Raw genomic sequence first — 25678 nt, 5'->3', positions numbered from 1 at the left:
TCTTTCCATTCACTGCGACGATTTGGAACATCAATCCCTCGAGTTGCTGTTGGTCGGTCGCTCCACTATGAACCAAGTGCCTAACAGCGGAACTCCTCGTCCCGGTCTCCAACTGCCGCCGCGGCTGGCCAATGCGCCCGTGCGCACCTTGATGCAGCCGCTCGCGCGGTTTTTGGAAATCGAGTCCGCCAGCGGTGTTTTGCTGGTGATCTGCACCGGCGCTGCGCTGCTGATCGCAAACTCGGTGTGGGCACATGAGTGGGAGGCCTTTTGGCACCTAGAGATGCGCGTTGTTGTGGGCTCGTGGGAGCTACGCAATACGCTGGGGCATTGGATCAATGACGGCTTGATGACCATCTTCTTCTTTGTCGTGGGACTGGAAATCAAGCGAGAAACAGTCGAGGGAGAGTTGCGCAGTTTTCAGAAAGCAACGCTCCCCATCTTTGCAGCGCTCGGCGGCATGCTGATTCCCGCGGGAATCTACTTGTTGCTGCAGCCTGGCGGCGCCGCGGCCCGTGGCTGGGGAATTCCGATGGCGACCGACATTGCTTTCGCCGTGGGAATTCTCGCCTTGCTTGGGAGGCGCGTTCCTTCCGGGCTCAAGATTTTTCTCCTTGCTCTGGCGATTGCCGATGACATCGGGGCCATTATTATCATCGCCTGCTTTTACTCAGAAGCAATTCAGGTCATTGCATTGGGGATAGCCGGCGTGGGCTTGCTAGTCGTCCTCGTTCTGAATTGGCTCGGAGTTCGAAACTTCGTTTCCTATTTTTTGCTCGGTGCAATGATCTGGTTGGCCATGTTCCGCAGCGGCATTCATCCGACGGTGGCGGGTGTCGTGCTTGGCTTGATGACACCGGGGCGGGCGTGGATTTCGCAGGAATCGTTCACCACGATGATGCTGGATTTCATCGACCGCTTGGACGGCCGGATCGATCGTCCCCAAGCATTAGGCAAGTTGACCCTGACCGCGCGCGAGACCATCTCGCCTTTGGAACGCTTGGAATCAGCGCTGCATCCGTGGGTGGCGTTTGCGATCATGCCGGTGTTTGCGTTGGCCAATGCGGGCGTGCAGTTGCAGCCCGCCGCGGCATTTCATCCGGTGACCTGGTCCGTGGCCGCGGGGCTATTGGTCGGCAAACCGCTGGGCATTCTGGCGTTTAGCTGGCTCGCGGTGCGAACCAATCTGGCGAAACTGCCGCAGGGAACCAATTGGAAATCGCTGTCGGGCGCGGCCTGCCTGGGCGGGATCGGCTTCACAATGTCGTTGTTCATCGCAGGCCTCGCACTAAAGGGTCAATTGCTCGATTCCGCGAAGATCGGCACGTTGGCCGGTTCCGTGCTCAGTGCTTTGTTGGGATACACGCTGCTGCGCTTCTCGCTCCCCAACGTAACCGTCGCAGGCGAAGTGCCCGAAGATCGGCAAGCAAAGGAAGCCGAAGAACTGAGTACGTGAACTGGCCCTTCTTTAATCAAATCAGCCCTCAATCAAACCATCCCTGGCAGAGCCCCGAAAAGAATCCTTGCGAACCGCGGACCAGGTTGCGGATGGAGTAACCACCTTCTTGCACGACCAGTGTCGGCAGGTCGATTTTTGCCAGCTCTTCGCCGATTCGTTGCATCCCCTTCGCCGTCACGATGAAAGAGCCGGTGGGATCGCCTCGCATGATGTCAAACCCCAGCGACACCACCAGGTACATCGGGCGGAAAGCCCGAATCCGAGCGATCGCGGTGGCGAGCACCTTGAGGTATTGCGCGTCATCCACACCTTCCGGCAAGGGATAGTTGATGTTGAAGTTGAGCCCGGCTCCTTCGCCCCGCTCGTCCGCGAAGCCGCTGAAATAGGGATACGAGTGATTCGGATGGCCGTGCACGGAAATCGTCAGGACGTCGTCGCGCGTGTAGAAAATGTCCTGCGAGCCGTTACCGTGGTGATAATCAATGTCGAGCAGGGCGACTTTTCCTTTCATCGATAAGCGATGAGCGGCGATCGCCGCATTGCTGAAATAACAAAAACCTCCATACACGCGGCGCTCGGCATGATGCCCAGGAGGACGGCAGAGCGAGTAGACCAGGTGCTCGCCGTCCAGCACCAGATCGGCGCCCATGACCGCGCAATCGACCGCCGCTCGCGCGGCAGTGTACGCCGCCTGCGAAAGCGGAGTGAACGTATCGATGCAATAGTAGCCGCACCGCACAGCGCGATCGCGCGGTTTGCGATCGGGCCGGCGGATCGGAAAAATGTAAGGGTAGACCGTCTCCTTGGGGTCGAGCTTTTTGCAAGCCTCGGCCAGGTAGCTGACAAAGTCCCCATCGTGAACGGCGCGAATCGGCTTTTCATCCACATGTCGCGGCGCTCGACGCTCAATCGCGAGCGCGGCCAGACCTTTCAAAATCGCGTCGACGCGCGCGGGCTTTTCCACATAGCCGCGCTCGCGCACATGGTGAATCTCGTGATGCTCGGCAATCACGACCTTGAGCGGCCGCAGCCGACCGTGCCCGGGCCGCGCCGCTGTCACGCGCGGCAAATATTTGGGAGAGCGAAGTTGAACCGGATCGGTCGCAAAGGAGTCAATCACACTTTTTACGTAAGGATGAGCAGCCTCCCAACGATATTTTCGCACCAAAATCGCTTTCACAACGCGGCGGGCATCACCTTGCGAAAGTTGCCGCTCACTGCCGAGCGGATCGTAGAGCAGATAGGGTGGATCATAGGGCTCGCTGCCGGGCGCCAAGGTTTCGTACTTTGTGCCGACGATCGGCAATGCTCCGTATTGCTCATAGAACTTCAGCCGTTGGCGATTCACCGGCAGCATCGCCGGATCGGCAACCAGCGCGGGATCGTCGGATGGCACCTCCATCAGCAGACCCTTCGCCGATTTCCGATCCAGATACTCGCGAACTGCTTCGTACAAAGCGCCGCCAATTCCGGAGGACCGCTCCTCTGAGTCGCTGGCAATGAAGTCGAGATACCCGTACTGCAGATCCGGGTAGTAATGGAGCAGGGCAAAGCCCAAGACTTCATCGCGGCCCTTTTCGGCGGTCAAGACGATGAACTTAAATCCCTTTTCTACGCTATTGATCAGCTCTGGAATTCTGCTGGCGTATTCCGGAACAGTGGGAAACTCGTGGCGAAAGATCCGCTGCACGTCTTCCAAACGGCGTTTCTCGGCAGCCGTGGAGACGTCGAAAATACGACCGATGCGAAACATAGATTTGCAAGAATTGATGGAGGTTGGAGCGCAGAACCCTGGCCAAAATGACACGATTTTTCAGACTGCCAGATCTTTACCTGTCTTTTACACCGAATGGAGCACAGTGGCGCAGTGTCTGCACTACTTTCCTCGCAATTAAGTTTCAAGAGTTAGAAAATCGAGGAGTGATAAAATGACCAAGCTTTTTGAACGCCAGGATACGATCGATACCTTGCGCGGCCTGATTGAGGGAATGTCCGTTGCCATGTTGACGACGTTATCTCCCGAAGGCAAGTTGCACAGCCGGCCGATGATTCCAGCCCGCCACGAATTTGATGGCGATGTCTGGTTTTTCGTTTCAGGAGTTTCGCCGATCTGTTCAGAGATCCGCCAACATTCAGCGGTGAACGTTTCGTATGCGACGCCGGCGAAGGATCAATTCGTCACGCTTTCGGGAACGGCTGACATCGTTACCGACCGGCAAAAACTGGAATTGCTGTGGCGGGAGGAGTTGCGAAACTGGTTTGCCGAAGGACTCGCTACGCCTGATCTGGTGCTGCTGCGTGTCGCCGTGGACGAAGCCGAGTTTTGGGACAAGCAGGCTTCCACCGGCGGAGGGTTCTTCAGTTCCATGATCTCGTGGAAGGGCACCTTTGAACTGGTCCACGAAAAGGTGGGTTGGAGTGCTGCCGATGAACTCGCAACTGAGACACGCACCGTAGCACTCGCGGCCGCTGGGGCCGAAGATGCGGTGTGAATAAAACGACTCGTAGTGAACGTGCCTCCCAGTAAGGCGCCAGTCACGCGAATTTTACACGAAGGACGTAGCTTTAACGGTTGCGTCCTTTTTTCGGTTCGTAATCGGTGCCAAGTAGCGCTCGGCAAGTTCGTGCGGTTGCTGCCCGGTCTTGGAGAGCGGATATAGATGATGACGTTGCCGAGCTGGCGTTTGATCCTCGCGCGAAATGCATTCTGCAGGAGCGTAATCTTGCTGTGCCTGTTGTCGCAAGCTGCTGAGGCGCGCAGTCAACCCGTGCCGGACACGAAGTCGTAAGTCCTGGATGCCAAGACTCTGTCGACGCAAAAGGTGGACATTCGCCCCATCGCAGCGGACGACGAAATCAGCATGCGGCTGAAGGAGATTCTGCAAGCGACCGCTTGGTTTGCGATTGCCAAGGTAGAGGTGAAGCAGGGAGTGGTCTTTCTACGTGGCACTGCAGTGGATGAACGTGCGCAGCAGTGGGCAGGCGAACTTGCGTCGAAGACCGAAGGAGTTGTTGCCGTTGTAAATCTCATGGAGATCGAAGATCCAGCCGTTTGGAACTTTCGTCCGGCACAAGACGAATTTCGCTCACTCGGACGCGAGCTCGCCAGATCGCTGCCGCTGGTCGTACTGGCGCTAATTGTCCTCGCCATTGCCTGGGGATTGTCGAAAGCGGCCGCTTATTTGTTGCGCCAGTTTTTTCGCCGTCGACTGCAGGCTCATTTGCTGCGCGAAATCGTCGCGCGAACCGGCGGCGTGCTGATTTTTCTCGTCGGCCTTTATCTCGTTCTGCGAGTTGCGGGCATGACCCAGTTGGCCTTCACGGTGGTGGGAGGCACGGGATTGATCGGCTTGATTCTAGGCATCGCTTTTCGCGAAATCACGGAAAACTTTCTGGCCAGCCTGTTCCTCAGCATTCAACACCCATTCCGTGAAGGCGATCTGGTCGCCATTGTGGGTATTATCGGATATGTGCAGCGGCTGACTTCGCGCTCCACGGTGCTGATTACGTTGGATGGCAACGACGTTCAGATTCCCAATGCGACGGTATTCAAAAGCACGATTTGCAATTACACGAGCAACCCCAGACGCCGCGAAGATTTTCTGGTTGGTGTGGGGTATGACGATTCCATTCCCGAAGCACAACAACAAGCCCTGCAAGTGTTGGCCGATCACCCCGCCGTCCTTGCCGATCCCGAACCGTTGGTGCTAGTCGATAGCCTTGGGGCGGCCACCGTAAATTTGCGCGTCTACTTTTGGCTGGACGGGAGTCAGCACAGCTGGTTGAAGGTGAAATCATCCGTGATTCGGCTCGTCAAACGCGCGCTGCAAGACGCTGGCATTTCTCTGCCGGATGAATCGCGCGAGGTGATCTTTCCAAAAGGGGTGGAGGTTCGGGTGGTCGAGTCCACGCTGGAATCGATATCGGCGCAATCCGATGCGCCGCAGACGTCTGCCCTGCCATCACTCTCACCGCGGACTTCCGAGGCGGTTTCCACCAAAGCCGAAGCAGGGCTGGAGAACGAAGCGGCTCAAGTGCAAAAACAGGGGCGCGAAGCCTGGACGCCCGATCAAGGCGAGAACCTGCTGGGTCCTGAAATCAAGAAGTGACAGCGACTCTCGAGAAACGTCGCAATTCTACTCCGTTGCAGGTTGAACTTGACCAATCGGCAGTCCACCAACGTGGCGCGCGAACTCCTGCAATACGCCTTTATGACGCTCTTCGAGATCGGCGAGATCGGCTTCTTCGGCCAGGCTGCGGCGGGCCGCGCGGGCGACCAGTTCCGCATGCCGAGCCAAGGCGACGAAATCGTCTTCGCGGCGGCACTGACTGGCGATGGTGCCAATCGTCTCCATCAGGCAAATCATCACGGCAGCGCTGCTCGCGCCGTATTGACGGATTTGATTGAAGGCAGCATCGGTCACGGCAGCAAAGCGGGCTGGATAGGTAATGACACGTAGCTCCTTTTCATCATCAAATCGCAAGGATGACGGCGCGGAGCGGCGTGCCAATCGGCAGAGCGCTTCACCCAACCGATCGATGCAATTCAAAGCAGTAAACGGGTCGTTGATGCCCGGCGATAATGCGCGGATCGCGATCTCTACCAGCTGATCGATGGCAAACTCCACGTCTTGAAACGGTGTGCGATGACTGGCGAGCACGAATGCTTTGTTCAGCTTCTTCGTAATGTCTTCCGTTGCTCGTTCCGGCGGCCAAGCCCAGGCCAGCGGTGTTCCCGCCACGGCGAAATGACCTGGGCGATGGGCCAGGCGGATGATGAGCGAGTTTTCTTTTGCCAGCTTGATGAGCATTGAGTCCTGAATTGCATCTACGTAGCCGCTGTCTTCGGCCAGCACGGGGAGTGCTTCGTCTTGAGGATAGGGTAACGTCGCCAGTTCACAAACATCGGGTGGCTCGCTCCCCAGATTGGCAGGCCAAAGACGATCGATCGTCTCGTTCAATTCATCGCTGACGGAACGAATGACAGATGTAGCCTGAATAGAAATGGCGACATGGTGAATGAAATAAATCAAAACGCCGAGGTTAAAGATAGCGAGCAACATGCCAATCGTGACGCTGACACCCGGCACAAACTCGTCATGATCCGAGCCCCGCACCGTGCGAAGGATCAGCAGGCAATAGAGGAACGTCGCCGTGAACGTACCCAGCACGAATTGATTGCGCCGGTCGCGAATAAAATTGCGGAGCAAGCGCGGCCCAAACTGCGCGGAAGCCAAGGACAAAGCCACAATCGTGATCGAGAAAACCACGCCCGCGACCGTGATCATCGATCCCGCGATCGTCGCCAGCACGGCCCGCGCTCCTTCGGGACCGCCGGTATACGTCCAATCCTTCCACGCGCCGTGTTCGCGAATTGTATGGTCAATGGCAACCGTGATGATCGATAGACCAATCGCCGCGATTCCTAAAATCGCGGGAATGAACCAATAGCTCGTGCGGAGCGACTCCCAATGGTAGCGAATCGATGAATCGTTCAAAGGGACAGCCTGCCGTTTCGATGGGTGGAATGCGGCCCCAATACCGCGACGCTTTCAGCGGGCATCGAAATCTCGCCGCCGATGACACTGACGCCCGCCTGCGAAGTTAAATAGAGTTTGATACCATGCGGCCCCTCGAGCGGCACGTTGCAGCGGCTGGCGCCAAAGTTACAGGCGATCGTCATCGGACCGCGCGTCACTCGGAGCCAATGCTTTTCTTCGTCATAGCTGGTTTCAATCAGGTCCATTCGTCCGTCGGTGAAATAGTTCACTTCCCGACGGAGGCGAATCAGTTGCTGATACCAGGCCAACATCTCGGCATGCGGTTCGTGATCGATTTCGTCCCACTGGAGTTGCGAACAAAGGAACGTCTCCTCCGCCCTTGGATCGGGAACGTCTTCCGGCAACCACCCAAACGCGGCGAATTCGCTCCGCCGCCCGCGCGAGATCGCTTCCGCCAGTTCGGGTTCCGCTTCGTAGTCGACGAAATACTGGAACGGCGATGCAGCCGCCCATTCCTGCCCTTGAAAGAGCTGTGGCACGAACGGCGATAACATCATCAGGGCCGCGCCGATTTTCGCGCGGTCCTGGCTCACCAGTTGGCTCAAACGCTCTCCTCGCGCTCGATTGCCGCATTGATCATGATTTTGCAAGAAGACCACGAACTTGCTGCCGGAGAGCCCCAGCGGCGGTCGGCCATGCCGCCGTTGCCGTACGGATGAATGACGGTTCGCGTAAACATAGGGCTGCTGCATGGCAGTCGCTAGATCGGCGAGCGTGCCGAAGTCCGCGTAATATCCTTTTCGCTCGCCCGTCAGCACCGCATGAATCGCATGATGGACATCGTCGCTCCACTGCGCATCAATGCCAAAGCCGCCGATCTCCCAGGGGCGCACGACACGCGGGTCGTTCAAGTCGCTTTCCGCGATCAGCACCAGATGCCGCCCCAAGTGCGCTTTGAGTTCGTCCACTTCGGTCGCCAATTGCTCCAGGAGCGGAATCGCTGACGTATCGACGATCGCGTGCACTGCATCCAGGCGCAAACCGTCGAAATGGTAATCACGCAGCCACATCAGCGCATTGTCGCAAAAGAACCGCCGCACCTCATCCGAATGCGGGCCATCGAAGTTCAGCGCATCTCCCCAGGGAGTCTTGTGGTGCGGCGTGAAATAGGGACCAAACTCAGCCAGGTAATTTCCCGAGGGTCCCAAATGGTTGTAAACAACATCCAAAAGCACTCCCAGCCCGCGGGCATGACAGGCATCGACGAAATTCTTCAAACCGTCGGGTCCGCCATACGACTCTTTCGGCGCAAACAGATCCACGCCGTCGTAACCCCAGCCCCGCGAGCCATGAAACTCGGCAATCGGCATGATCTCAACATGGGTTACGCCCAGCGTCGCCAAATGATCCAATTTTTGGATCGCCGCTTCAAAAGTCCCCTCTGGCGAAAAAGTGCCGATATGAAGTTCGTAGAGCACCGCCGAGGCGAGCGGCGGCGCTTGCCAGTGGCGGTCCGTCCAAAGAAACGCGGCATGGTCCACCGTCCGCGAGAGCCCATGCACCCCGTACGGCTGCCAAGGCGAGCGGGGATCCGGCCGCACGCTTCCTCCGTTGATGGAAAACCCGTAGTCCACCCCGCCGCCGGTGTCCTTAACTTCCGCTTCCCACCAGCCATCGTCACACAGTTGCATGGCATGTCGCGCAGCACCGATGGCCACCTCCACAGTACTGGCCGCCGGCGCCCAAACGCAGAACATCATGACGCTCCTCTCCGTCTCGGAAAAATGCTGCATCTGGCCACCACGCCTGATTTGCCAATCGCCGTGATCGTCCTTCAAGTTGGTCCGCATCGCCGCCCATTAGAGCCGCAATTCGAAGTCGGGAGGAGGCGATGCCGCAGATAGTCAACAAGCCAAAGCAGTGTACGCTTTTTGGTGACCGCCACACTTCAACGACATTCTCCCGTCAGAGAGCGTTGCTGATTCCTTTGCCGCGTTGTCAGCCGCAGTTTGACGAAAATTAGGCGCAACGGCGTTCTGCGAAGCCGCTTCGATCGATGTGTCCGAAGCAGTTTGGCGGGGGGCCGAATTTTGAATTCCAAGCAGTGCATTGTCCTGAGTGGGCATGGAACTTTGATCGATGCGGGCGAAAAATTGACGCCACACGGGCCAAGAATTCCGGCCTGTGCATGATTCGCTAATCCAAGCCATGAACGACCGCCTCGCGTGTAGGCAGCGAACTCAATGAGAGCCGAGAGGCGGTGAGGACATTTGCGCATTATCGAGGCGTTTTTTCAGCGCTGCAGCTGCCTCCTCCTTGAGTTTCTTTAGCTCTTCAGCGTTTTTCCTGGGACCATCAGGATCCATATGCGACACTTCGGCCGAAAAGTCGATGTTGTCCGTGCGGAAGCTCTGCAACGGCTGCCATGGTTTGCCGTCGACCTTCAGATTGCCCATGGGGCCACGAGCCCAGGAGTAGCGCACAGAGACCGGTTCGGTTACCAACGGCGAAGAAACGACGATTTGCCGGTTCGCCATGGCTTTATCTTTCGTCGGGCGGATGGATGCATTCGCCATGAAGTAGGTACCGGAGCGGTCAGCTATCGAAAATCCCTCGATCACAGCGCTCATGTCATCAGGGAACACCGCGCGATCGAAGGTTAACACCAGCGCCGGCCACTCTTGCTTAGCCGAGACTATATTCGCGGTGTCCCAGATGATGTTCATGCCATACACGGTCTTCAGTGCCCAACGGGCGGCGCGTAAGCCGAGCTCTTTCTTTTTCTGCGGATGCAACTGCGGAATCCGCTGGTCGTCCGAAGGGATATAAGCGGTGTGCTCGGGATCTTGAATATCGGCCAGGCCGTGCTGTTGCGCTTCACGAATGTAGGACGCCGTAGATAGGCCTTCCATCTCGAAATTCAGCGCAGTTTGGGCTTGGCCGCCGGCGCACAGACCGATCACCGCTACCGGCAAGTGCGGATCTTTAAAGTCTTCGCGCCAGCCTTGCACCATCAGCTTCATCAACAGGCGGTAGAACTTGGGATTACAGGAGGTGTTCATCATGGAGTTGTTGAATCCCTGATGAAAGGCAACGCCTTTGATGCTTAGTCCTTTGAATACGCCAAACATGCCGTTGTAACAAGCCGCAGCATCGCTGGGGCTGCGGCCCGGCACGGACCATGTCCGAATGCTGCCATCCGGCTTGTTCGGCTTACGGCGATTCACCTTTCGCCCCTTCTCCTGGTCGTCGGCAATTTGCTTTTCATGTTGCTTGAGCGACTCCTCATACTTGCGAATCTGTTCCGCCAGAAACGCTTGCTCGCTAAAAGCGGCGCGACGGTCGTCGACCCATTTCAGGTAGGCCTTTGCGTCGGGATGGTCCGCAAACTTGTGCCGTGGGACGAGGCTTTCTAGCGAGGCCCCACCGCGAGCGTTATCGATGATGCCGATGGGAATCTGCAGTGCTCGTTGTAATTGCGATCCGAATACATAGCCGATGGCCCCCATCTCGCTCGCCACCGCCGGGGTGACGACCTTCCAGTTCTTGTCCGGGTCATCACCGTTGAGAAACTCTTCCTTGATGTCTGTCTCCACATACTCTGATTCGGCCCCGGCTTTAATTCGCAAGTGCCGAAGCAGTGGCAAGTGAGCTGTTGCCGATTCGAGATCTGCCTCGAACACACCCTTCAAGGCAAAAGCCATGTTGCTCTGCCCGTTCATGACCCAAACATCGCCGATCAGAATGTCGTCCATGCGAACGCTCTCGTCACCGCTCTGCACCACGAGCGACTGGCCCTGCGCGTTCGCGGGCTCAGCAGCGAAAACCACCTCCCATCTGCCACTGTCTGCAGCGGCCTTGCTCTCGCCCTTCTGGTCGCCGAGTGCGACAGTCACCTTCGAGCCCACGGGTGCCCAACCCCAAATGGTGATCGGCTTGTCCCGCTGAAGCACCATGTGGCTACGGAATATTCCGTGAACCTTCAGTGATGCCGGGGGCTTCACTGGTCTGAGGTGCGAATGCGGCGTCGCGGAAGTCGATTGCGCCTGCGCAAATGTCCCGACACTTAACACCAGCAACGCGAGAAGAGAGTTGAGGTATTGGTGGTGCATTGGACAAAGTCCCGATAATCAGCAAGTGAAAAAGTCAGCTGGAGAACTGCCGCGTGAAGCTTCCCGGTCTCGATCGCCCTGGCGTGCGGTCGACTTGCCATGATAGTTCACCGTCGAGCAAAACGTGCCTAGGCAGCACACCACGGGCAGGTCATTTTAGAGGAATCTGCCGCCATTCAGGTGAAAACAGGTCCGACGACCTCCTGCCTCGCATGCCGTTGAGCTATCTGATCGCCTTCCCAGCAGCTAAACTCAAGCATTCAACGTTGCGACTCGGCTCCACCGCCTCCTAAGCAACGGTGTGGCTTGCGTTACGTCTCCAATGGCCAAACGACTCGAGGACGACAGAATGGTGTGTGGCAGCCTGTGTCCACGTTTGTTCGCACTGCTCATTTTCATTTCAACCACTGCCGTTGCGCGGTCGTCCGAAAAGTATGTCGTTCCCCAAGACATTGCAGCCGTTCTGAGAAAATCCTGTACTGATTGCCATGGGGCCGACCTCGTGGAGGGCGAAGTCCGGCTGGATGGAATAGCCTCGTTGGATCAAGAAGCCCGGCTGGACTTGCTCAATAAGGTTCAAGAGCAACTTTACTTGGGACAGATGCCGCCGCGAGACGCACAGCAGCCCTCGGCGGTGGAGCGATCACAGCTAGCAGATTGGGCTGCGCGAGAATTGCATCGATTCAAAGCGTCAAAGTTGGAAAAAAAATTGCAGAAGCCCGAGTACGGGAACTATGTCGAACATGAGAAGCTCTTCTCGGGCGAATTCCAGGACTTGCCCGGGTTTACTTTCGACCGGCGTTGGTTGATCAGTGAGTATATTTTCAATGCGAAGTTCCAGCGGCTCCTCGAGAACACCACGCGAGCTACGCGGAACGGACGAGCAATCACGGTACAGGGCGGGAACCGGATTCAGAATCTCAGCCTGACCAATCCTTTTCTCCTGCCGAATCGTTCTGGCGTTCGCTACTACGCCAACGAGGATCTTACCGGAGGGCACTTGTCGAGCATGTTGACGAATGCTCAGGCCACTTCCGAGTACATTACCGACTACTTGGTGAAGAAAAAGAACAACAAATATCTGCCTGCGATCAATCGGATCATGGGCCTGGAAGATGATCATGGCACCAGGCTGGCCTCGCGTCGCGCGTTTCTGGAAGCTCGCATCGATCAACTCTGCGAGGAACTCTACGGCAGCGAAAACGAATTGCTGCTTCCGAAATTCGTGCCAGTGCAACTCAAGCCAATCGACGCATTGCCCAAGGGTGAGGTCTACGAAAAAGCGCCGTTTCACGTTGCTCAGAATCTGCTGAAGGACCTGGAGGGAGACGTTACCGTTTATCAATTCCTCCTTGATCCCCAGCACGAGACAAAGTCAGATGAGCATTTCCGGTCATTGTGCGAGCGAAACTGGTTCTACTTCGGAGTTCATGAACGGAAAATTCAGGGGCGTATGACGATTCTGCGAGATTACCTGCCGGAGATTCGCGCACATGTCATCAAGGAACGTCAGAAGCTCAAACGCGTTGAAGTGAAACCGCTGGCTGAAGTCGAAATGAGTGCGGTCAAAGCCGCGATCAAGGCATGTCGCACGAAAGGCGATCACTACGTTGACGTGATCGAGAAGTGCGTCGCCAAATGGGAGCAGGAATTCGAGCGCGAACGGATCGCCGCGGGACCCCCTTCTGACCAACTGCTATCGGATCTCGTTGGTCAACTCTTCTCTCAAATTCTTGAGCGTTCTCCGGACGCCAAAGAAGCGGAGGAGTATCTGGCCCTGGCCAAAAGCTACGTAACCAAGCTCGGTAATCTCAAGGCAATCCAGAAGCTGATTCAGACCTTAATCTTGTCCAGCGAATTCGTCTATCGACAGGAATTCGGAACTGGGGAAACGGACAAGTATGGCCGGAGTCTGCTTGATCCGCGCGATGCCGCGTATGCAATTGCTTATGCGTTGACGGATCAAAGCCCGGATGCGGAACTGCTACTCGCGGTTCAGAACGGTCGGCTCCAAACTCGCGACGATTATCGTCGCGAGATTCTCCGGATTCTGCAGACGAGAGACACCTACTACGTAATCGACCCGATTCTGGCAGACAAGAATTTTCAGGAAAACACCACGGACACGGCAATTCGTAAGCTGCGTTTTTTCCGCGAGTTCTTCGGCTATCCCGCCGCGATCACGATTTTCAAGGATGAGAAGCGGTTCGGGGGTGATCGGCTCGGAGATGCAACGTCGCGCCTGCTCAGTGAGGCCGACCGTGTCGTGGAGTGGATCCTGGAAAACGACCAGAATGTGTTCGAGGAATTGCTGACCACGGACAAGTTTTTCGTTTACCACGACGGCGACAACGAGCGGATGCAGGCTGCCTCCGACAGAATCAAGAAGATCTATGCGCACTTCAAGGATCTCGATTGGAAGCACTTCAAGCAAGACGATCTGCTCGACCACAGAGACTTCCTCAAGGAGGTCAAGATGCGGAGCGTCGATCCCGACAAACTGGATGCGAGGAATCGGCAGGGGACGACCATTCAGTTGTTTAAGATGTCGATGACGTCGATCACCGCTCGACTCGACAAGGGGCAGACGGAGGCAGCGCCGTTCGACCTGTATCGCGGATACGGTTACGATTTCATGGTCGGGTATAACGTTGCGAACTTCTTCAACATTCGCCTGGACAACTGGAACTATCAAACGATCCAACCCGCGAAGGTCGCCAATCGCAGAGGTCTGCTCACGCATCCCGCCTGGCTAATCGCGCATGCGAAAAACACGGAGAACGATCCTATCCACCGTGGCAAGTGGGTACGCGAGAAGTTGCTGGCCGGCACAATACCTGACGTGCCGATTACCGTGGATGCCGTTATTCCCGAAGACCACCACAAGACTCTGCGTGATCGCTTGAAGAGCGCGACCGAAGCGACCTACTGCTGGAAATGCCATGAACGGATGAATCCGCTCGGTTATGCATTCGAGAGCTACGATGACTTCGGCCGATTCCGTACGCACGAGGCTCTGGAGTACCCAGACAAACTTATTAAAAAGAACCCTGACGACTGGACGCTGCTCACGGACACCCGGGACGTATACGAGTCGCTGCCAGTTGATTCCACTGGCCGCTTGAGCGGCACGGGCGACGATTTGCTCGACGGGGAAGTGCGGGATGCGATCGACCTGGCCGAACGTCTGAGTAAATCACGGCGAGTTCGCCAGTCCATTATCCGCCATGCTTTCCGATATTTTCTGGGCCGTAATGAAGTCCTCTCCGACTCCAAAACCTTGATCGATGCCGAACAAGCCTATCTCGCGCAAGGCGGCAGTTTCGATGCTGTGATTATTTCGTTGCTAACATCCGACTCATTTATCTACCGCAAAGCCGTAGGAAACTGATCTCATGACCAATCGCAGAAGTTTCTTAAAGACGTCAGTATTTGGCGCCGGTGTAATGGCTTTGGCGCCGTCCTTTAACCAGGCGTTTGCTGCACCGGGTCGCCAGGCGATTCTGAAGCGATTTGTGTTCATCCGAAAATCGAGTGGCATTCGCCCTTTGGAAATCGCGCCTCTTAATTTTTCCGACAAGGATCGGGAGCTCGACGAAAAAAAGCAGCCGCTGAATGCGGATCTGCATAAGCTCGAACTTCCCCGGTGGCTGCAAGGCTTGAATGCTTACAAAGATCACATGACCATCCTGCAGGGCCTCTCTGCCAAGATGAGTGAAAATGTTCACTATTCTTTTTCGTCCGTCATGGGTTGCTTCAAATCCAACCGGAATACTCTGAGCGCAATCAAGCGCACGACGATCGATTTTGAATTGGCGAAGCTATTTCCTTCTCCGTTCGGGCATGTCGAGCTTTCCTTCGCGGGCGGCCGAACTGGCATCGTCGAGGGGTTCTCTGCTCCAGCGCCGCAAACTCGAAATTACTGCTATGCGGATCCGGGCACAGCGCGCAGCGAATTGTTCAAATCCGTTCTGAATCCGGCAGCCGTAAATTCCGACAATGACATGCTCTCCTTCTTGCAAAGCAAAGAGGGCCTGAAGAGAAGTGGATTGGCGGGACATGAACAAAAGCGACAGGAACTGCATATCGACTCGATCCAGGCGATTCGCGAACGCAACAAGCTGCTGGTCGAAATCTCACAGTCACTTGCAGGTCACCTGCCCAAAATCGATCCAGTCCACGCGAACGGAGGGCCGAACGCCAGTACGCCTGAGAAGCAGGCGGCTATGACCGACGTGCTTATTGCTGCTCTTAAGGCGGGGTTGGCGAACGTGGTGACTTACACGATTGACGATCTAGGCACGCCGATTACCGGTTTGCCGGGAAATGAAACGGATCGCGTCGGCATTCACCCCTTGGGGCATGACGAGGCGTTCGGCGGAGTTCCTGCTTGGAAGACCCGAGAGCAAATCCGCATCAGTCACGTGAATCAGATCATCAAGATCATCGAAGAGCTCAAAACGGTTCCCGAGGGTAATGGAACAATGTTCGACAACACGATGATCATGTACTTTCCGGAGAACGGCGAAGCTCATCATGGCATCGGTACGGAATCCCCGTTTCTCATTATGGCTGGCAACAATTGCAATCTGAAAAATATGGCCGGCCAATACATCCGCTTGCCGTTTCTCGGGAACGAAGGTCATAAGACGTTGGGGAACTGGTACACAACACTGCTAAACGCACACGGCAACCTGATCGAACACTACGGTGACCTCGATTTGGAGATGTCACGCAAGAAATTGCCACAGATTGGACCGATCAAGCAGTTGATTTGAGGCAACTTGCCGTAGTGCGGAGCGAAACCTTTTGGATTAGCGGGGATCGAACCGAAAGATGCGGGAGCCGAGGCAACGTATTTCCAGCTATCGTGCATTCTGTGGAAATCGCTCCATGAATATATCTGCGAGCGATGATCGCCGAACTGCGACATCTGCATTGGGGGCGGGAGCTTCGTCAGACGTTCGCACAGAACCGGCTGGCGAAGATCGCGGAGGACATCGCCGCTAAACACGCTCCGCTGGCGAAGTTCGCAGATCGTTATCGCGACGAGATTCACCTGACACACGAAGCGGGCAAGTACCTCATGCACAACGCGATGCGGCGAGCGTTCGCTCAGCCGGCATTGGTCGCGGGATTCGAGACGCTTGATGCCGAAGTGCGAAAGTACCTCGATGGCGTGTTGGCGCAGCTGGAAACTTCGCCGGCCGACAAAGCGCTGCTGACACAGATACTCTCGATGGAGGAAAACGTCGATCGCGCCGCGCTCATTGCCAAGGTTTCCGACAAGACCTTGCAAAGCCGGCTCGTGGCCCTGCTGCCGGACATCGAACGAGCGGCCCAGGCTCGACGAGCGACGCTGGCGCTCGAAGCGGAGACCCGCCCGTCATCTGTTCATCACGATTTCTCAAAAATCTCGTTGGTTATCGGGGCTCGCGACGTTGACGCCGGCGGAGAATCACAATGTGTTCGCGACCGAAGACTCCGGAAACATCGCGGAAGCAGAGGTTTGGTATATCGCCGTAGGGGGCGTCCGCGTCCGCTCGATAACACGGGCTGATCGGCACCACCGCGATAACGAAGTTCATCCGCACTTTTCTCGTGTAAAAGAACGCCGGTCAAGGAGCGTCTGGTAAGATTAAATCGCTTCGATCCCTTATGTGAAACCAACAAATTGTCGTCGGTAGGAGCTGGGGAATCCATGATACGCGTTACTCTTTTTCGCTTGGTCGCAACGCTCCTCGCGACGATCGCCTTGCCGGTATTTGCGCAAAGCGAATCACCCTTGCCTGTAGGCGAATTCGTGAAGCGGAATTGCATCGATTGCCATGGCGGGGATGCATCGGAGGGCAACTTTCGCGTTGATCAACTTTCGTTTGAGAATCCAAACCGCGATCAACTCGCTCGTCTCGTGCTTCTCTACGACCGCGTCCACTCGGGAGAGATGCCTCCGCAGGATGCGGACCAGCCGTCTCCCGCCGAGAAAGCCGCATTCTTGGGAGAACTGCGTACGAAGTTAATCGCCATCGAGAAGAAGATCGCCGGTGAGTCAGGCGGCCGCACCTCCGTGCGGCGGATGAATCGGGTCGAATACGAAAGCACGTTGCGCGATCTACTCGCACTGCCGCTGCTAAGCGTGAAGGACTTGCTGCCGGAGGATGGTCAGCAGTTCGGTTTCGACAAGGTGGCTGGCGCGCTCGATTTCTCGCACATCCAAATGACGAAGTATTTGCAAGCGGCGGACTTCGCGTTGGGCCAAGCGGTGGTGAAGACGGGAAGCCGTCCCGAGACGAAGACGTGGCGCGAGCCGGCCGCGCGGCAGGATACGGCGCGCGGCGCCATCGCCATCCATTGCGCCGCGCCGCTCAAGGGGCGTGAACTCGCGCCCGGGTTGAAGACGCATGTCGTGGGTAACCCGGATAAGGACTACGGTAACACTTACCGCGCGGCGACGTTCAGCGGAGAAGCGGATTCCGTCGCGGTGTTTACGGGAGTCATCGGCGCGCATCAGCCAGAGGGGATTCAGATCGACCACTTCAGGCCGACGGTTTCAGGCTGGTATCGCGTGAAATTCTCCACCTGGAGCCTACGCTGGGAACGCACCAAGGCGGTGCCGGCGGTTCGGGGTCTCGTGCGGAACTTTACCGTCTTTGGCCCGCCCTATTTCAAGAACGATTCGGGCAAGTGGGAGTTCACCCCATTGCCGGAGGAGAAGCCGGATGCGGGTCGCATGGAGAATGTCGAATTCTACGGGGAGACGGAGACGACGCAGATCATCCGGGCATCGCTCAAGGGTGAGGTGATCGGCTTCTTCGATGCACCGTCGCTGAAGCCGAAGGTCCACGAGTTCAAACTCTGGCTGAATCCTGGTGAGCGCATCTCGCTGCATGCGATGACCCTGCCGGCAACGGGCGCGCGTAACGGCGGCCAGAGCAACGGGGTCGTCACTTATGAGGGACCGGGTGTGGCATACGATTGGTTCGAGGTGGAAGGTCCACTCATCGAACAATGGCCGCCGGCGAGTCAGCAACGACTGTTTGGCGACAAGCCGCCGAGCGCCTATCCGCGACCGATGCTCACGGGGGCGCCAACTGTCCAGCCAGGTGAAACGTTCACATTACCAGTCGAAAAGTTGAGCGATGCAGGTCAGATCGTTGGCACCGAGCGGCTGTTGAATGTGAATGGGACCACCAACGGCAAGATCAATTGCGCGGTGGCGGGTGAATACGAAGTTAGCGTCACAGCCTCCGAGACACCCGCTGGCGATGAAGCTGCAGAGATGCGGTTTCTGCTCAATGGCCTCGAATTGCCGCATGCCAGATTCACCGTAGACGCCCCACGCAGTGCGCCGAAAACTTACCGAGCGAAGTTCCGTGTCGAAAGTGCGGGACCGGTGACTCTAGGCGTTGAGTTTACCAACGACTTCCTCGACGAAACCAACCCCAATCCGAAGCGACGTGATCGCAACCTCTTCCTCAGCGGCATCGAGGTGAGCGCAGCAAAAGCCGCGGGCGCCGTTGCCGCAACTGCAACTACGCTCGGCACGGATTCTCATTGGAGTCTGCTGCTAAGTTTCGCCACGCAGGCGTTCCGCAGGCCCGTGGCTACGGATGAGATCACACCCTACGCGTCGATCATCGAAGCCCAGCTTGAAAGTGGCAACAGTTTCGAGGAGGCGATGCTCGCCGGTTACAAGGCAGTCCTTTGCTCGCCCGACTTCCTGCTCATCGGACTCGAATCCGGTGTGCCCCAATCCGCGAAGAATGCCCCTACGAAACTCGGTGACTACGCGCTCGCGTCGCGTCTGTCCTTCTTTCTCTGGAACTCGATCCCGGATGCCACGCTTCTCGAACTAGCGGCGCAGAACTCTTTATCCAAGCCCGCTACGCTTCAGGCCCAGGTCGAACGCATGTTGGCTGATCCTCGTTCTGAGCGCTTCGTCGAACACTTCCTTGATGAATGGCTGGAGCTGAAGAAGATCGACTTCACGACTCCCGATCCGAACTTGTATCCCGAATACGATCCGTGGCTGCACGACTCGATGTTGGCGGAGACACGCGCGAGCTTCCGTCGCATGCTCACGAAGAATCTCGGTGTGCGCGAAGTCGTCGCGTCTGACACATTGCTCATCAATCAACGCCTCGCCGAGCTCTACGGCATCCGCGGCGTGAATGGCGCGGACCTGCGCGAAGTGAAAGTGCCCGCCGGCACGCCGCGCGGCGGATTCCTCACCCAGGCCGCCATTTTGAAAGTAACCGCGAACGGCACCGCCACCTCGCCCGTGATGCGCGGTGTGTGGATTATGGAGCGTATCCTGGGCATCCCGCGTCAGCCGCCGCCGCAGAACGTGGCCGCCATCGAGCCTGATGCGACGGGCGCTGTGACCATCCGCCAGATGCTAGAAAAACATCGCGCCGACGTCTCCTGCGCAGCGTGCCATGCCAAGATGGACCCACCGGGATTTGCGTTGGAAAACTTCGATGTCATCGGTGGCTGGCGAGATCGCTATCGCCTCGCGGGCCAGCCGAAGAAGACACGCCAGGGCAAGGAAGTCGTCGAAGAACCATCCATCGAAGTCATCAGCGATGCCGCCCTCCGTCGCAATCGCGTGAAGATTCGTCTCGGCACCGAAGTGGACGCCAGCGGCGAACTCGCTGATGGCCGCAAATTTACCGACGTCACCAGCTTCCGCACTTTCATGCTGCAGGATGAAGACGCCCTGGCCCGCAACGTCGCCCGCCAGCTCATGATCTATGCGACTGGTGCTGGCGTTCGTTTTTCTGATCGCGAGGCCATCAACACCATCATTGCGAAAACGAAACCTACACACCACGGTCTTCGTTCGATCGTGGAAGCCGTCGTCGCCAGCGACCTCTTTCAGACCAAATAAATTCAACACGCCCATGACTCACATCGCACTTACCGCCATAAACCGCCGCACCTTTCTCCGCGCCTCCGGTGCCGCGCTCGCGCTGCCGTTGCTGGATGCCATGCGTCCGGCCTTCGGTCAGACCGCTGAGGCTCCGCGCCGCATGCTTTGCATCTGCACGAACCTCGGCGTTCTGGAACGTCACTTCTTCCCTGCCGAGATTGGACGAGGCTACGCGCTCACGCCGTATCTCGAGGCGATCAAAGATCATCGCGATCAGTTCACCGTGGTTTCCGGCAGTTCGCACGGAGAAGTCACCGGCGGCCACTCCGCCGAGGTGACGTTTCTCACTGCCGCACCACATCCGGGGACCGCGTCGTTTCGGAACAGTATCTCGCTCGATCAATTCGCCGCTGAGCGCATCGGGCATCTGACCCGCGTCTCCGCTTTGCCGCTCGTCGTGTCGAAGGCCGGCAATCAGTCACTCTCCTTCACTTCCAGCGGCGTGATGTTACCGGCAGAACGCAGTCCGGCTCAAGTGTTCAAAGCCCTGTTTGTCGCGGGCGATGCCGCAGCCGTGCAGAAGCAAGTCGAGCAACTCCGCACGGGACGCAGCATTTTGGACGCCGTCGCTGATCGTGCCGCTGCGTTGCAGAAGCAGGTCGGCAGCTCGGATCGCGAGCGGCTCGATCAATATTTTACTTCGGTGCGAGAGGTCGAACGCCGCCTCCTGATCGCCGAAGAATGGGAGCGCAAGCCGAAACCGAAAGTCGATGCGCCGCCGCTGAAGGATGGCGAGTACCTCTTAGAAAAATTGGGTGCAATGTACGACCTCGCACATCTCGCCTTCGCTACCGACAGCACACGGCTGGCCACGTTGTTCATCAAGCTCGATGGCTTCAGCGAACACATCCCCGGCGTCGGCAGCGAAAGTCACAACCTTTCGCATCACGTGGGACGCGAAGACAAGTTGCGTGAATTGAAGAATCTCGAACTCGCCGAGTTCCAGCAGCTCAACGCGTTGCTCACGAAGCTGCATTCCAGCCAGGAAGGCGGCTCAACGCTGCTCGAGCGGACGCAAGTGCTTTACGGCAGCAACCTCGGCAACGGGAACAACCACGACACCAAAAACCTGCCGATCCTGCTCGCCGGTGGCGGATTCAAGCATGGCCAGCACCTCGCCTTCGACAAGACAAACAACGAGCCGCTGCCGAATCTGTTCGTCTCGATGCTGCAACGCCTCGGCATTGAAACAGACAAATTCGCTTCGTCCAAAGGCACGTTGAAGGGACTGAAGATGGCGTGAGGACGATTTAATAATTCGATGCTAAACAAGACAATGCTTTTTCTATAAGGCGTTGCGCCGTCTAATCAAACGCGTGAGCGCGGGCCGTTTGGTGAGCTTGACTTTGGCCCACTTGCTCGGGCCATGCTCAAAGCGCTAATGGCGGGCACTCAAGATCCACGGGATTGCGAATAGTTTATGGAGACGCGTAGCGATGTAGTTTGCTATTGAACAGCTTTGCTGAGGTCCCCTCACATGAGTTCAGCGTTACATTCCACCCGGCCCAGAGAGCTTGACACCACATACTTCTTTGCGACATCAATCGTCCCGAGTGAGATGCTCCATCCACACAGGGCACGCCGCCCCTGTTAAACCCCATCGCCATCGAAAGTCCACGGTTGAGGTTCTCCAGTTGAGCGATTTGTCCGGGGTCCAGATGCTTCACGGGCAGTGGTCGGCACCGATATGTGACTGCTGAGACGTGAAACCACGGCGAGGCGGACTTAACCAGGGTTCAGGCGAACAAATAAGCTTGTGGGCGACGGCTGGTAACCTGCTTCGGACCGACACGCGAATGGCACTTAGTTCTCTCTAACCTGTTTTGCCATAGCAAGTTTCACTTCATGTCTTGGCTTCATCAGCAAGTCGTACTTTTTGTTCCTCCGTTTCCTCAGGCGAGGCTCGAAGCGATCGGGGCGGTCGCCCACGCGTTGTGACACAATGGCATCGAGTAGTTGCTCGACGATACGCTTACGCGCCGCGGTGCTTTGTTGATCAGGTAGCAGCAAGAGAGATTGAAAGGCACTGAGCGTTTGCACTGTGCCCTTAAAACTGATGGTGCGAGGCTCAATTCGGTGCTGAATCGCCGCTTGCGCCATGATCGTTCGAATGAGGTTGTACGCCAGAATATGCGTCCAGATCTCCTTGCGGACCAGTTCTGGCGTCTTGCAGCGCAGGACGTCCATGTGCAGCGTGTCTTTTAGCGAACGCAGGTCGAGCTCGACGTTCCAGCGAGTACGATACAGCTTCCCTAAGTCGTCCGATGTTGTTTGCATCGGATCAAGTAATGTCGTCACGATGACAATCGACTTCGTGCGAAACCCAGGTTGCGCAACACGAATCAGACACTCGCGGATCGTGATAAACTCCGGCAGCGATTGGTAGGTTTCTCGATCCAGCGAGCGGATGGAAGACGGCTTCCTCCAGCTCACGATGTGGTCGTATCGACCCAATCGCTTGCCTCGCCGGAAATCAGCTTTACGGTTTGCTTTGTTCAAGCGAGCGACAAGTTCGAGCCCGCGCTGCTGCATCAAGAAGATGTTCGTCCAGTTGGCCATCAACCGATCCGTTAAGAGAACATCTCCAGGGCAAAGCACGTCCCATAGTTGTCGCAATAAGGTGACTTCACCTTGCCCTTTGCCGGCGTAGCGGCAGATGCCAAGCTCGATTACGGCGCCCGTTGCCAACGAGAAGAAGGCCGCAATGCGAGCGATGGGAAAACCAATGCCAGGCTGCTGCGTAGTGTTCTGTGGATAAGCCTTTTGATTCTCTGGAGTGTCCGGCATCGAAACGGTGGAACCGTCAAAGAGGTAGACACGACGCCCCTTCCAGTGCCACGAAGGATCGACACTGGCATCCAAGGCTGCACCTGCTCCACGCGCGAGTGTCGAGAAGAACTTTTCCGGTAGCCGCTTTCTCGCCTGGCAATAGGCGCCGGTTTCTGCCGAACACGGTCGCTCTCCTCGACAAACGCGATGCGCAATCAAACGAGCTACGGCCGCTCGGCAGGAGTGGTCAGCACTTAGCACTTGTGTCAGAAAGACCCAGAGTGTTACCAACGGCGGATATACGCGATCCAGCCAAACTCCCTGAATCGCTGTCAACGCTTGCGTTACGCTCTCATCGGAAAGCAACTTGCCGATTGGCAAATCCGGATCTTGGACAAATTGGTGACAAAGGAACTTTGCTTGCTGGCGAAACCTTCCGTGCCGGAACGAAACCATGATGGCCACCTTGCCAAGAGGAAGAGATAATAAACTCTTCTACGACGGCAGCAGGACTTTGGCTTATAGCTTTTCAGCGAAAAGACTTAGGGAAAAACTAAGTGCCATTCGACCGACACGCCGAAGTCGCGATGTGCCTGCGACTCGAAGCAACCATTTACCAACGATTCCGTCGTTCATCGGGCGAATCGTAGTGAGTCACAGGAAGGTGGAGTTCGACAGGCGCCTGTGGAGTCGCAGCAGGCGAAAGAACAGAAATCCGCCGCATCGAGCGAGCACAAATAGCCTGATACGTCGCGTCGAAGTAGTGATTCGGCTTCGGCGACTTCCACCAACCGGTCCGAGCTCCGCCGAAGCCAGGCTTGTGCCGCGTCTCCCAAGTCTCGGACAACAGATGCTTCGAATAATTCAGATGGCCGGTAACGTTGCGGCGGCCGTCGATCCGCGGCGGGTTGAACAAGGTTAGCGCACCGGGTTGCCCCGCTTCCAGCAACAATCCTTCATGCACCTTCAGCTTCCAGTGATCGGCATTCGTCATCACGAGCGGGAGACCTCCACAGAATACGATGTGCCAGTTGTCACCGATCAGTATGTGCTGTGAATCGAGCGGCCGCCGGTAGTTCGGCTCACCCTTGGAAGGGATGAAAGATTGGAACCCAACTTGCGCACAAAAATGCTGAACCGGCTGAATGTTCCACGATTCCTCTTTCCAGCCTTGATCGATCAGCGTGAGGTCAGCGATCAGCTTCTCGCCACCTGGAGTACTGTAGGGAATCTCTTCCTGCGCTGAATACCAGGCGAACAGACCTTCCAAGATCAGCAGTTCGCAGTCCGCAGCTTTCCGGCCCTCAGTGAGGAACGGAAAGAAGTCGTAGTCGATGATCGAACCGGCACCCTGTTCATTCCAGGCGATCGCGACCCAGTGAAGCCCCAGCTTCTGAACGTCACCGCCGACGGTGATGCAAATGCTTTCATCCGGTGCCTCGCGCTTTTCGAGGCCGCTCAGGCAGTTGTTTTGGATGTGGTAAGCGGTGAGGACGATCTGTTGCTTCGATTCATCGACCGGCGGGTCGTTGTCGTATTCAGTGGCCACGGCTTCCGGTCCCAGGCGCGCGACTTCCGAATAGTAGAACTCGAGCGCTGAAGCTTCCGCGGGTGTGTGACGGTTGGGATTCGCCACAATGGCGCCGGCATCCATCAGTTCACGGTTTGCCAGATAAAGTTCATGGGCCTTGTCGGTGCCGTTCACCCAGTCGGCCTGCTTGAGCGCGACGAACTCCTGCCACAGATCGGCCCGCTCGGGCCGTTTCACGAGGAAGCGAAATCGTTTCGGCTTCCAACTGGGCTTTTGATCGGGATCCGTATATTTGAATGAGACGCAGGTCGGGTTCTGAATGGTGGTCAACATGACCCGCGCGAGTCGCCGCTGCTGCGAACCAAGGCCGGCGATAGCTCGATCGATGCGGTCTTCGAGCTTGGCCGCCTGCTCTGGGCTACGAGCTGTTTCTTCGGTGTCCGGATCGTCGATGCAGGCGACATCGACGCGGCGCCCCTTTTTCTTCACACCGCGGATGGCGGCATCGAGACCCCGCGTAGCAATGATTGCCCCGGCCGAGGGTGAACCGGGCACCTTCGGCAGGTAGATTTCCTGGCCACACCAGGAGAAGCGGCTGGAAGTGGGTAAGTACTGCTCGCCATTGTCATGACGCTGGCCGGTCGCGAGCTGGAAGTGAGTTCGCTGGGGAGTGTTTTCCGGGGCACGAACCGGAACACAGACTTCGGGGTAGTCAGCGCATAGCCGATCGTTGTTTTCGATCTCCAGCTTGATCGATTCCAGCGAATCCTGGGCGGCGCTACCGGTGGCCGCGAAGAGCACGGCGAAGCGAATGAGTCCCTGCAGCGTGTACTTGAGCAGCATCCGTTCGAAGTACGTGGTCTTTCCTTCGCCACGGCTGGCAGCGATCGACTGATCACCGCCGTGCAGAATGGCGTTCCGAATCGCTGCGATCATTTCTTTCTGCTGATCGGTGAAGTCATACCAGAAGAGATTCTCGGAACCGCTCTCGATTGCGAAGTACCAGCGCAACCAGGCTTCATCGTCAGCCTCCAGAAGCTGGCGTCGCTCGGGATCTGCACAGGCGGGGACGACAACGGTTTTGCTAGAAGCGCTCCGCTCGCGCTTGCGGCGAATATCACGATCCCGTTCCGCGACATTGCCCACGCCCGGGACCGATTCTACCTGCTGCAACAGTTGCCGCAGCTTCTTGGCCTTGCTGCGTAGTTCGGGAATCTTCTCCACAGCTGGTTCATCCGTTGTTGGTGCCTGCGATCGGAACGATTTCGGTCGACCTAAATCTTGGCACGTGAAAACCTGCTGAATTCCGGCTGAAATTCGGCCCGAATAGCTTGAGCTGTTTGCCGACGCATGGCTGATGTGTGTCAGTCGGCA

Annotated in this window: 14 protein-coding genes; 8 read left to right on the top strand and 6 right to left on the bottom strand. The window is 57.0% G+C overall.

The annotated features are described in order from the left end of the window. Positions 1 to 67: 67 nt before the first annotated feature. Entirely contained in the window at positions 68 to 1456 is a 1389-nt protein-coding gene (gene nhaA / locus ETAA8_RS06400) for a Na+/H+ antiporter NhaA (RefSeq protein ID WP_238397693.1), read from the top strand. A gap of 28 nt (positions 1457 to 1484) precedes the next feature. On the opposite strand, the gene ETAA8_RS06395 is transcribed toward nhaA, so the two are convergent. Continuing rightward, the gene (locus ETAA8_RS06395; RefSeq protein ID WP_145086511.1) at positions 1485 to 3212 is read right to left on the bottom strand and encodes a histone deacetylase family protein; all 1728 of its coding nucleotides are present in this window, start codon (positions 3210 to 3212) and stop codon (positions 1485 to 1487) included. Between the two features lie 175 nt (positions 3213 to 3387). On the opposite strand from ETAA8_RS06395, the gene ETAA8_RS06390 reads away from it, so the two are divergent. After that, positions 3388 to 3951, top strand: coding sequence for a pyridoxamine 5'-phosphate oxidase family protein (locus ETAA8_RS06390; RefSeq protein WP_145086508.1), 564 nt, complete (start codon positions 3388 to 3390; stop codon positions 3949 to 3951). Positions 3952 to 4281: 330 nt separating this feature from the next. Beyond that, a complete protein-coding gene (locus ETAA8_RS06385; protein ID WP_202921610.1) occupies positions 4282 to 5568 on the top strand; it encodes a mechanosensitive ion channel family protein in 1287 nt (428 codons plus the stop codon). A gap of 27 nt (positions 5569 to 5595) precedes the next feature. Here the strand turns inward: ETAA8_RS06385 and ETAA8_RS06380 are convergent, their stop codons facing one another. The 3 genes from ETAA8_RS06380 to ETAA8_RS06370 form a co-directional block, all read right to left on the bottom strand. After that, the gene (locus tag ETAA8_RS06380) at positions 5596 to 6957 is read right to left on the bottom strand and encodes a DUF2254 domain-containing protein (protein ID WP_145086505.1); all 1362 of its coding nucleotides are present in this window, start codon (positions 6955 to 6957) and stop codon (positions 5596 to 5598) included. Then, positions 6954 to 8810, bottom strand: coding sequence for a malto-oligosyltrehalose trehalohydrolase (gene treZ / locus ETAA8_RS06375; protein WP_202921609.1), 1857 nt, complete (start codon positions 8808 to 8810; stop codon positions 6954 to 6956). The genes ETAA8_RS06380 and treZ overlap by 4 nt, the downstream gene beginning before the upstream one ends. 390 nt (positions 8811 to 9200) lie before the next feature. Beyond that, on the bottom strand, positions 9201 to 11072 hold the full coding sequence (locus ETAA8_RS06370) for a sialate O-acetylesterase family protein (protein WP_145086502.1): 1872 nt from the start codon (positions 11070 to 11072) through the stop codon (positions 9201 to 9203). A gap of 538 nt (positions 11073 to 11610) precedes the next feature. Here ETAA8_RS06370 and ETAA8_RS06365 point away from each other — a divergent pair. The 5 genes from ETAA8_RS06365 to ETAA8_RS06345 all read left to right on the top strand — a co-directional run bounded on the left by ETAA8_RS06365 (position 11611) and on the right by ETAA8_RS06345 (position 21247). Further along, positions 11611 to 14463, top strand: a complete 2853-nt coding sequence (locus ETAA8_RS06365) for a DUF1588 domain-containing protein (RefSeq protein WP_202921608.1) — start codon at positions 11611 to 11613, stop codon at positions 14461 to 14463. A 4-nt stretch (positions 14464 to 14467) separates the two neighbouring features. Further along, on the top strand, positions 14468 to 15850 hold the full coding sequence (locus ETAA8_RS06360) for a DUF1552 domain-containing protein (protein ID WP_145086497.1): 1383 nt from the start codon (positions 14468 to 14470) through the stop codon (positions 15848 to 15850). A gap of 134 nt (positions 15851 to 15984) precedes the next feature. Then, a complete protein-coding gene (locus ETAA8_RS06355; RefSeq protein WP_145086495.1) occupies positions 15985 to 16632 on the top strand; it encodes a hypothetical protein in 648 nt (215 codons plus the stop codon). A 141-nt stretch (positions 16633 to 16773) separates the two neighbouring features. Continuing rightward, the gene (locus ETAA8_RS06350; RefSeq protein ID WP_145086492.1) at positions 16774 to 19962 is read left to right on the top strand and encodes a DUF1592 domain-containing protein; all 3189 of its coding nucleotides are present in this window, start codon (positions 16774 to 16776) and stop codon (positions 19960 to 19962) included. Between the two features lie 13 nt (positions 19963 to 19975). Then, positions 19976 to 21247, top strand: a complete 1272-nt coding sequence (locus ETAA8_RS06345; RefSeq protein WP_145086489.1) for a DUF1552 domain-containing protein — start codon at positions 19976 to 19978, stop codon at positions 21245 to 21247. A gap of 560 nt (positions 21248 to 21807) precedes the next feature. On the opposite strand, the gene ETAA8_RS06335 is transcribed toward ETAA8_RS06345, so the two are convergent. Together ETAA8_RS06335 and ETAA8_RS06330 are read right to left on the bottom strand one after the other, a co-directional pair. Beyond that, on the bottom strand, positions 21808 to 23229 hold the full coding sequence (locus ETAA8_RS06335; RefSeq protein WP_145086486.1) for an IS4 family transposase: 1422 nt from the start codon (positions 23227 to 23229) through the stop codon (positions 21808 to 21810). A 157-nt stretch (positions 23230 to 23386) separates the two neighbouring features. Continuing rightward, a complete protein-coding gene (locus ETAA8_RS06330) occupies positions 23387 to 25528 on the bottom strand; it encodes a terminase gpA endonuclease subunit (RefSeq protein ID WP_145086483.1) in 2142 nt (713 codons plus the stop codon). Positions 25529 to 25678: the final 150 nt, after the last annotated feature.

Origin of the sequence: Anatilimnocola aggregata (genome assembly GCF_007747655.1) — a bacterium.
GTDB classification, from domain to species: Bacteria; Planctomycetota; Planctomycetia; order Pirellulales; family Pirellulaceae; genus Anatilimnocola; species Anatilimnocola aggregata.
Note: the sequence above shows the minus strand (reverse complement) of the source record. Positions and strands in the feature narration are given on the sequence as shown.

Coding starts and splice junctions, on each gene's coding strand:
- nhaA (WP_238397693.1), top strand. CDS start 68: ATGAACCAAGTGCCTAACAGCGGAACTCCTCGTCCCGGTCTCCAACTG.
- ETAA8_RS06395 (WP_145086511.1), bottom strand. CDS start 3,212: ATGTTTCGCATCGGTCGTATTTTCGACGTCTCCACGGCTGCCGAGAAA.
- ETAA8_RS06390 (WP_145086508.1), top strand. CDS start 3,388: ATGACCAAGCTTTTTGAACGCCAGGATACGATCGATACCTTGCGCGGC.
- treZ (WP_202921609.1), bottom strand. CDS start 8,810: ATGCGGACCAACTTGAAGGACGATCACGGCGATTGGCAAATCAGGCGT.
- ETAA8_RS06370 (WP_145086502.1), bottom strand. CDS start 11,072: ATGCACCACCAATACCTCAACTCTCTTCTCGCGTTGCTGGTGTTAAGT.
- ETAA8_RS06360 (WP_145086497.1), top strand. CDS start 14,468: ATGACCAATCGCAGAAGTTTCTTAAAGACGTCAGTATTTGGCGCCGGT.
- ETAA8_RS06355 (WP_145086495.1), top strand. CDS start 15,985: ATGATCGCCGAACTGCGACATCTGCATTGGGGGCGGGAGCTTCGTCAG.
- ETAA8_RS06350 (WP_145086492.1), top strand. CDS start 16,774: ATGATACGCGTTACTCTTTTTCGCTTGGTCGCAACGCTCCTCGCGACG.
- ETAA8_RS06345 (WP_145086489.1), top strand. CDS start 19,976: ATGACTCACATCGCACTTACCGCCATAAACCGCCGCACCTTTCTCCGC.
- ETAA8_RS06335 (WP_145086486.1), bottom strand. CDS start 23,229: ATGGTTTCGTTCCGGCACGGAAGGTTTCGCCAGCAAGCAAAGTTCCTT.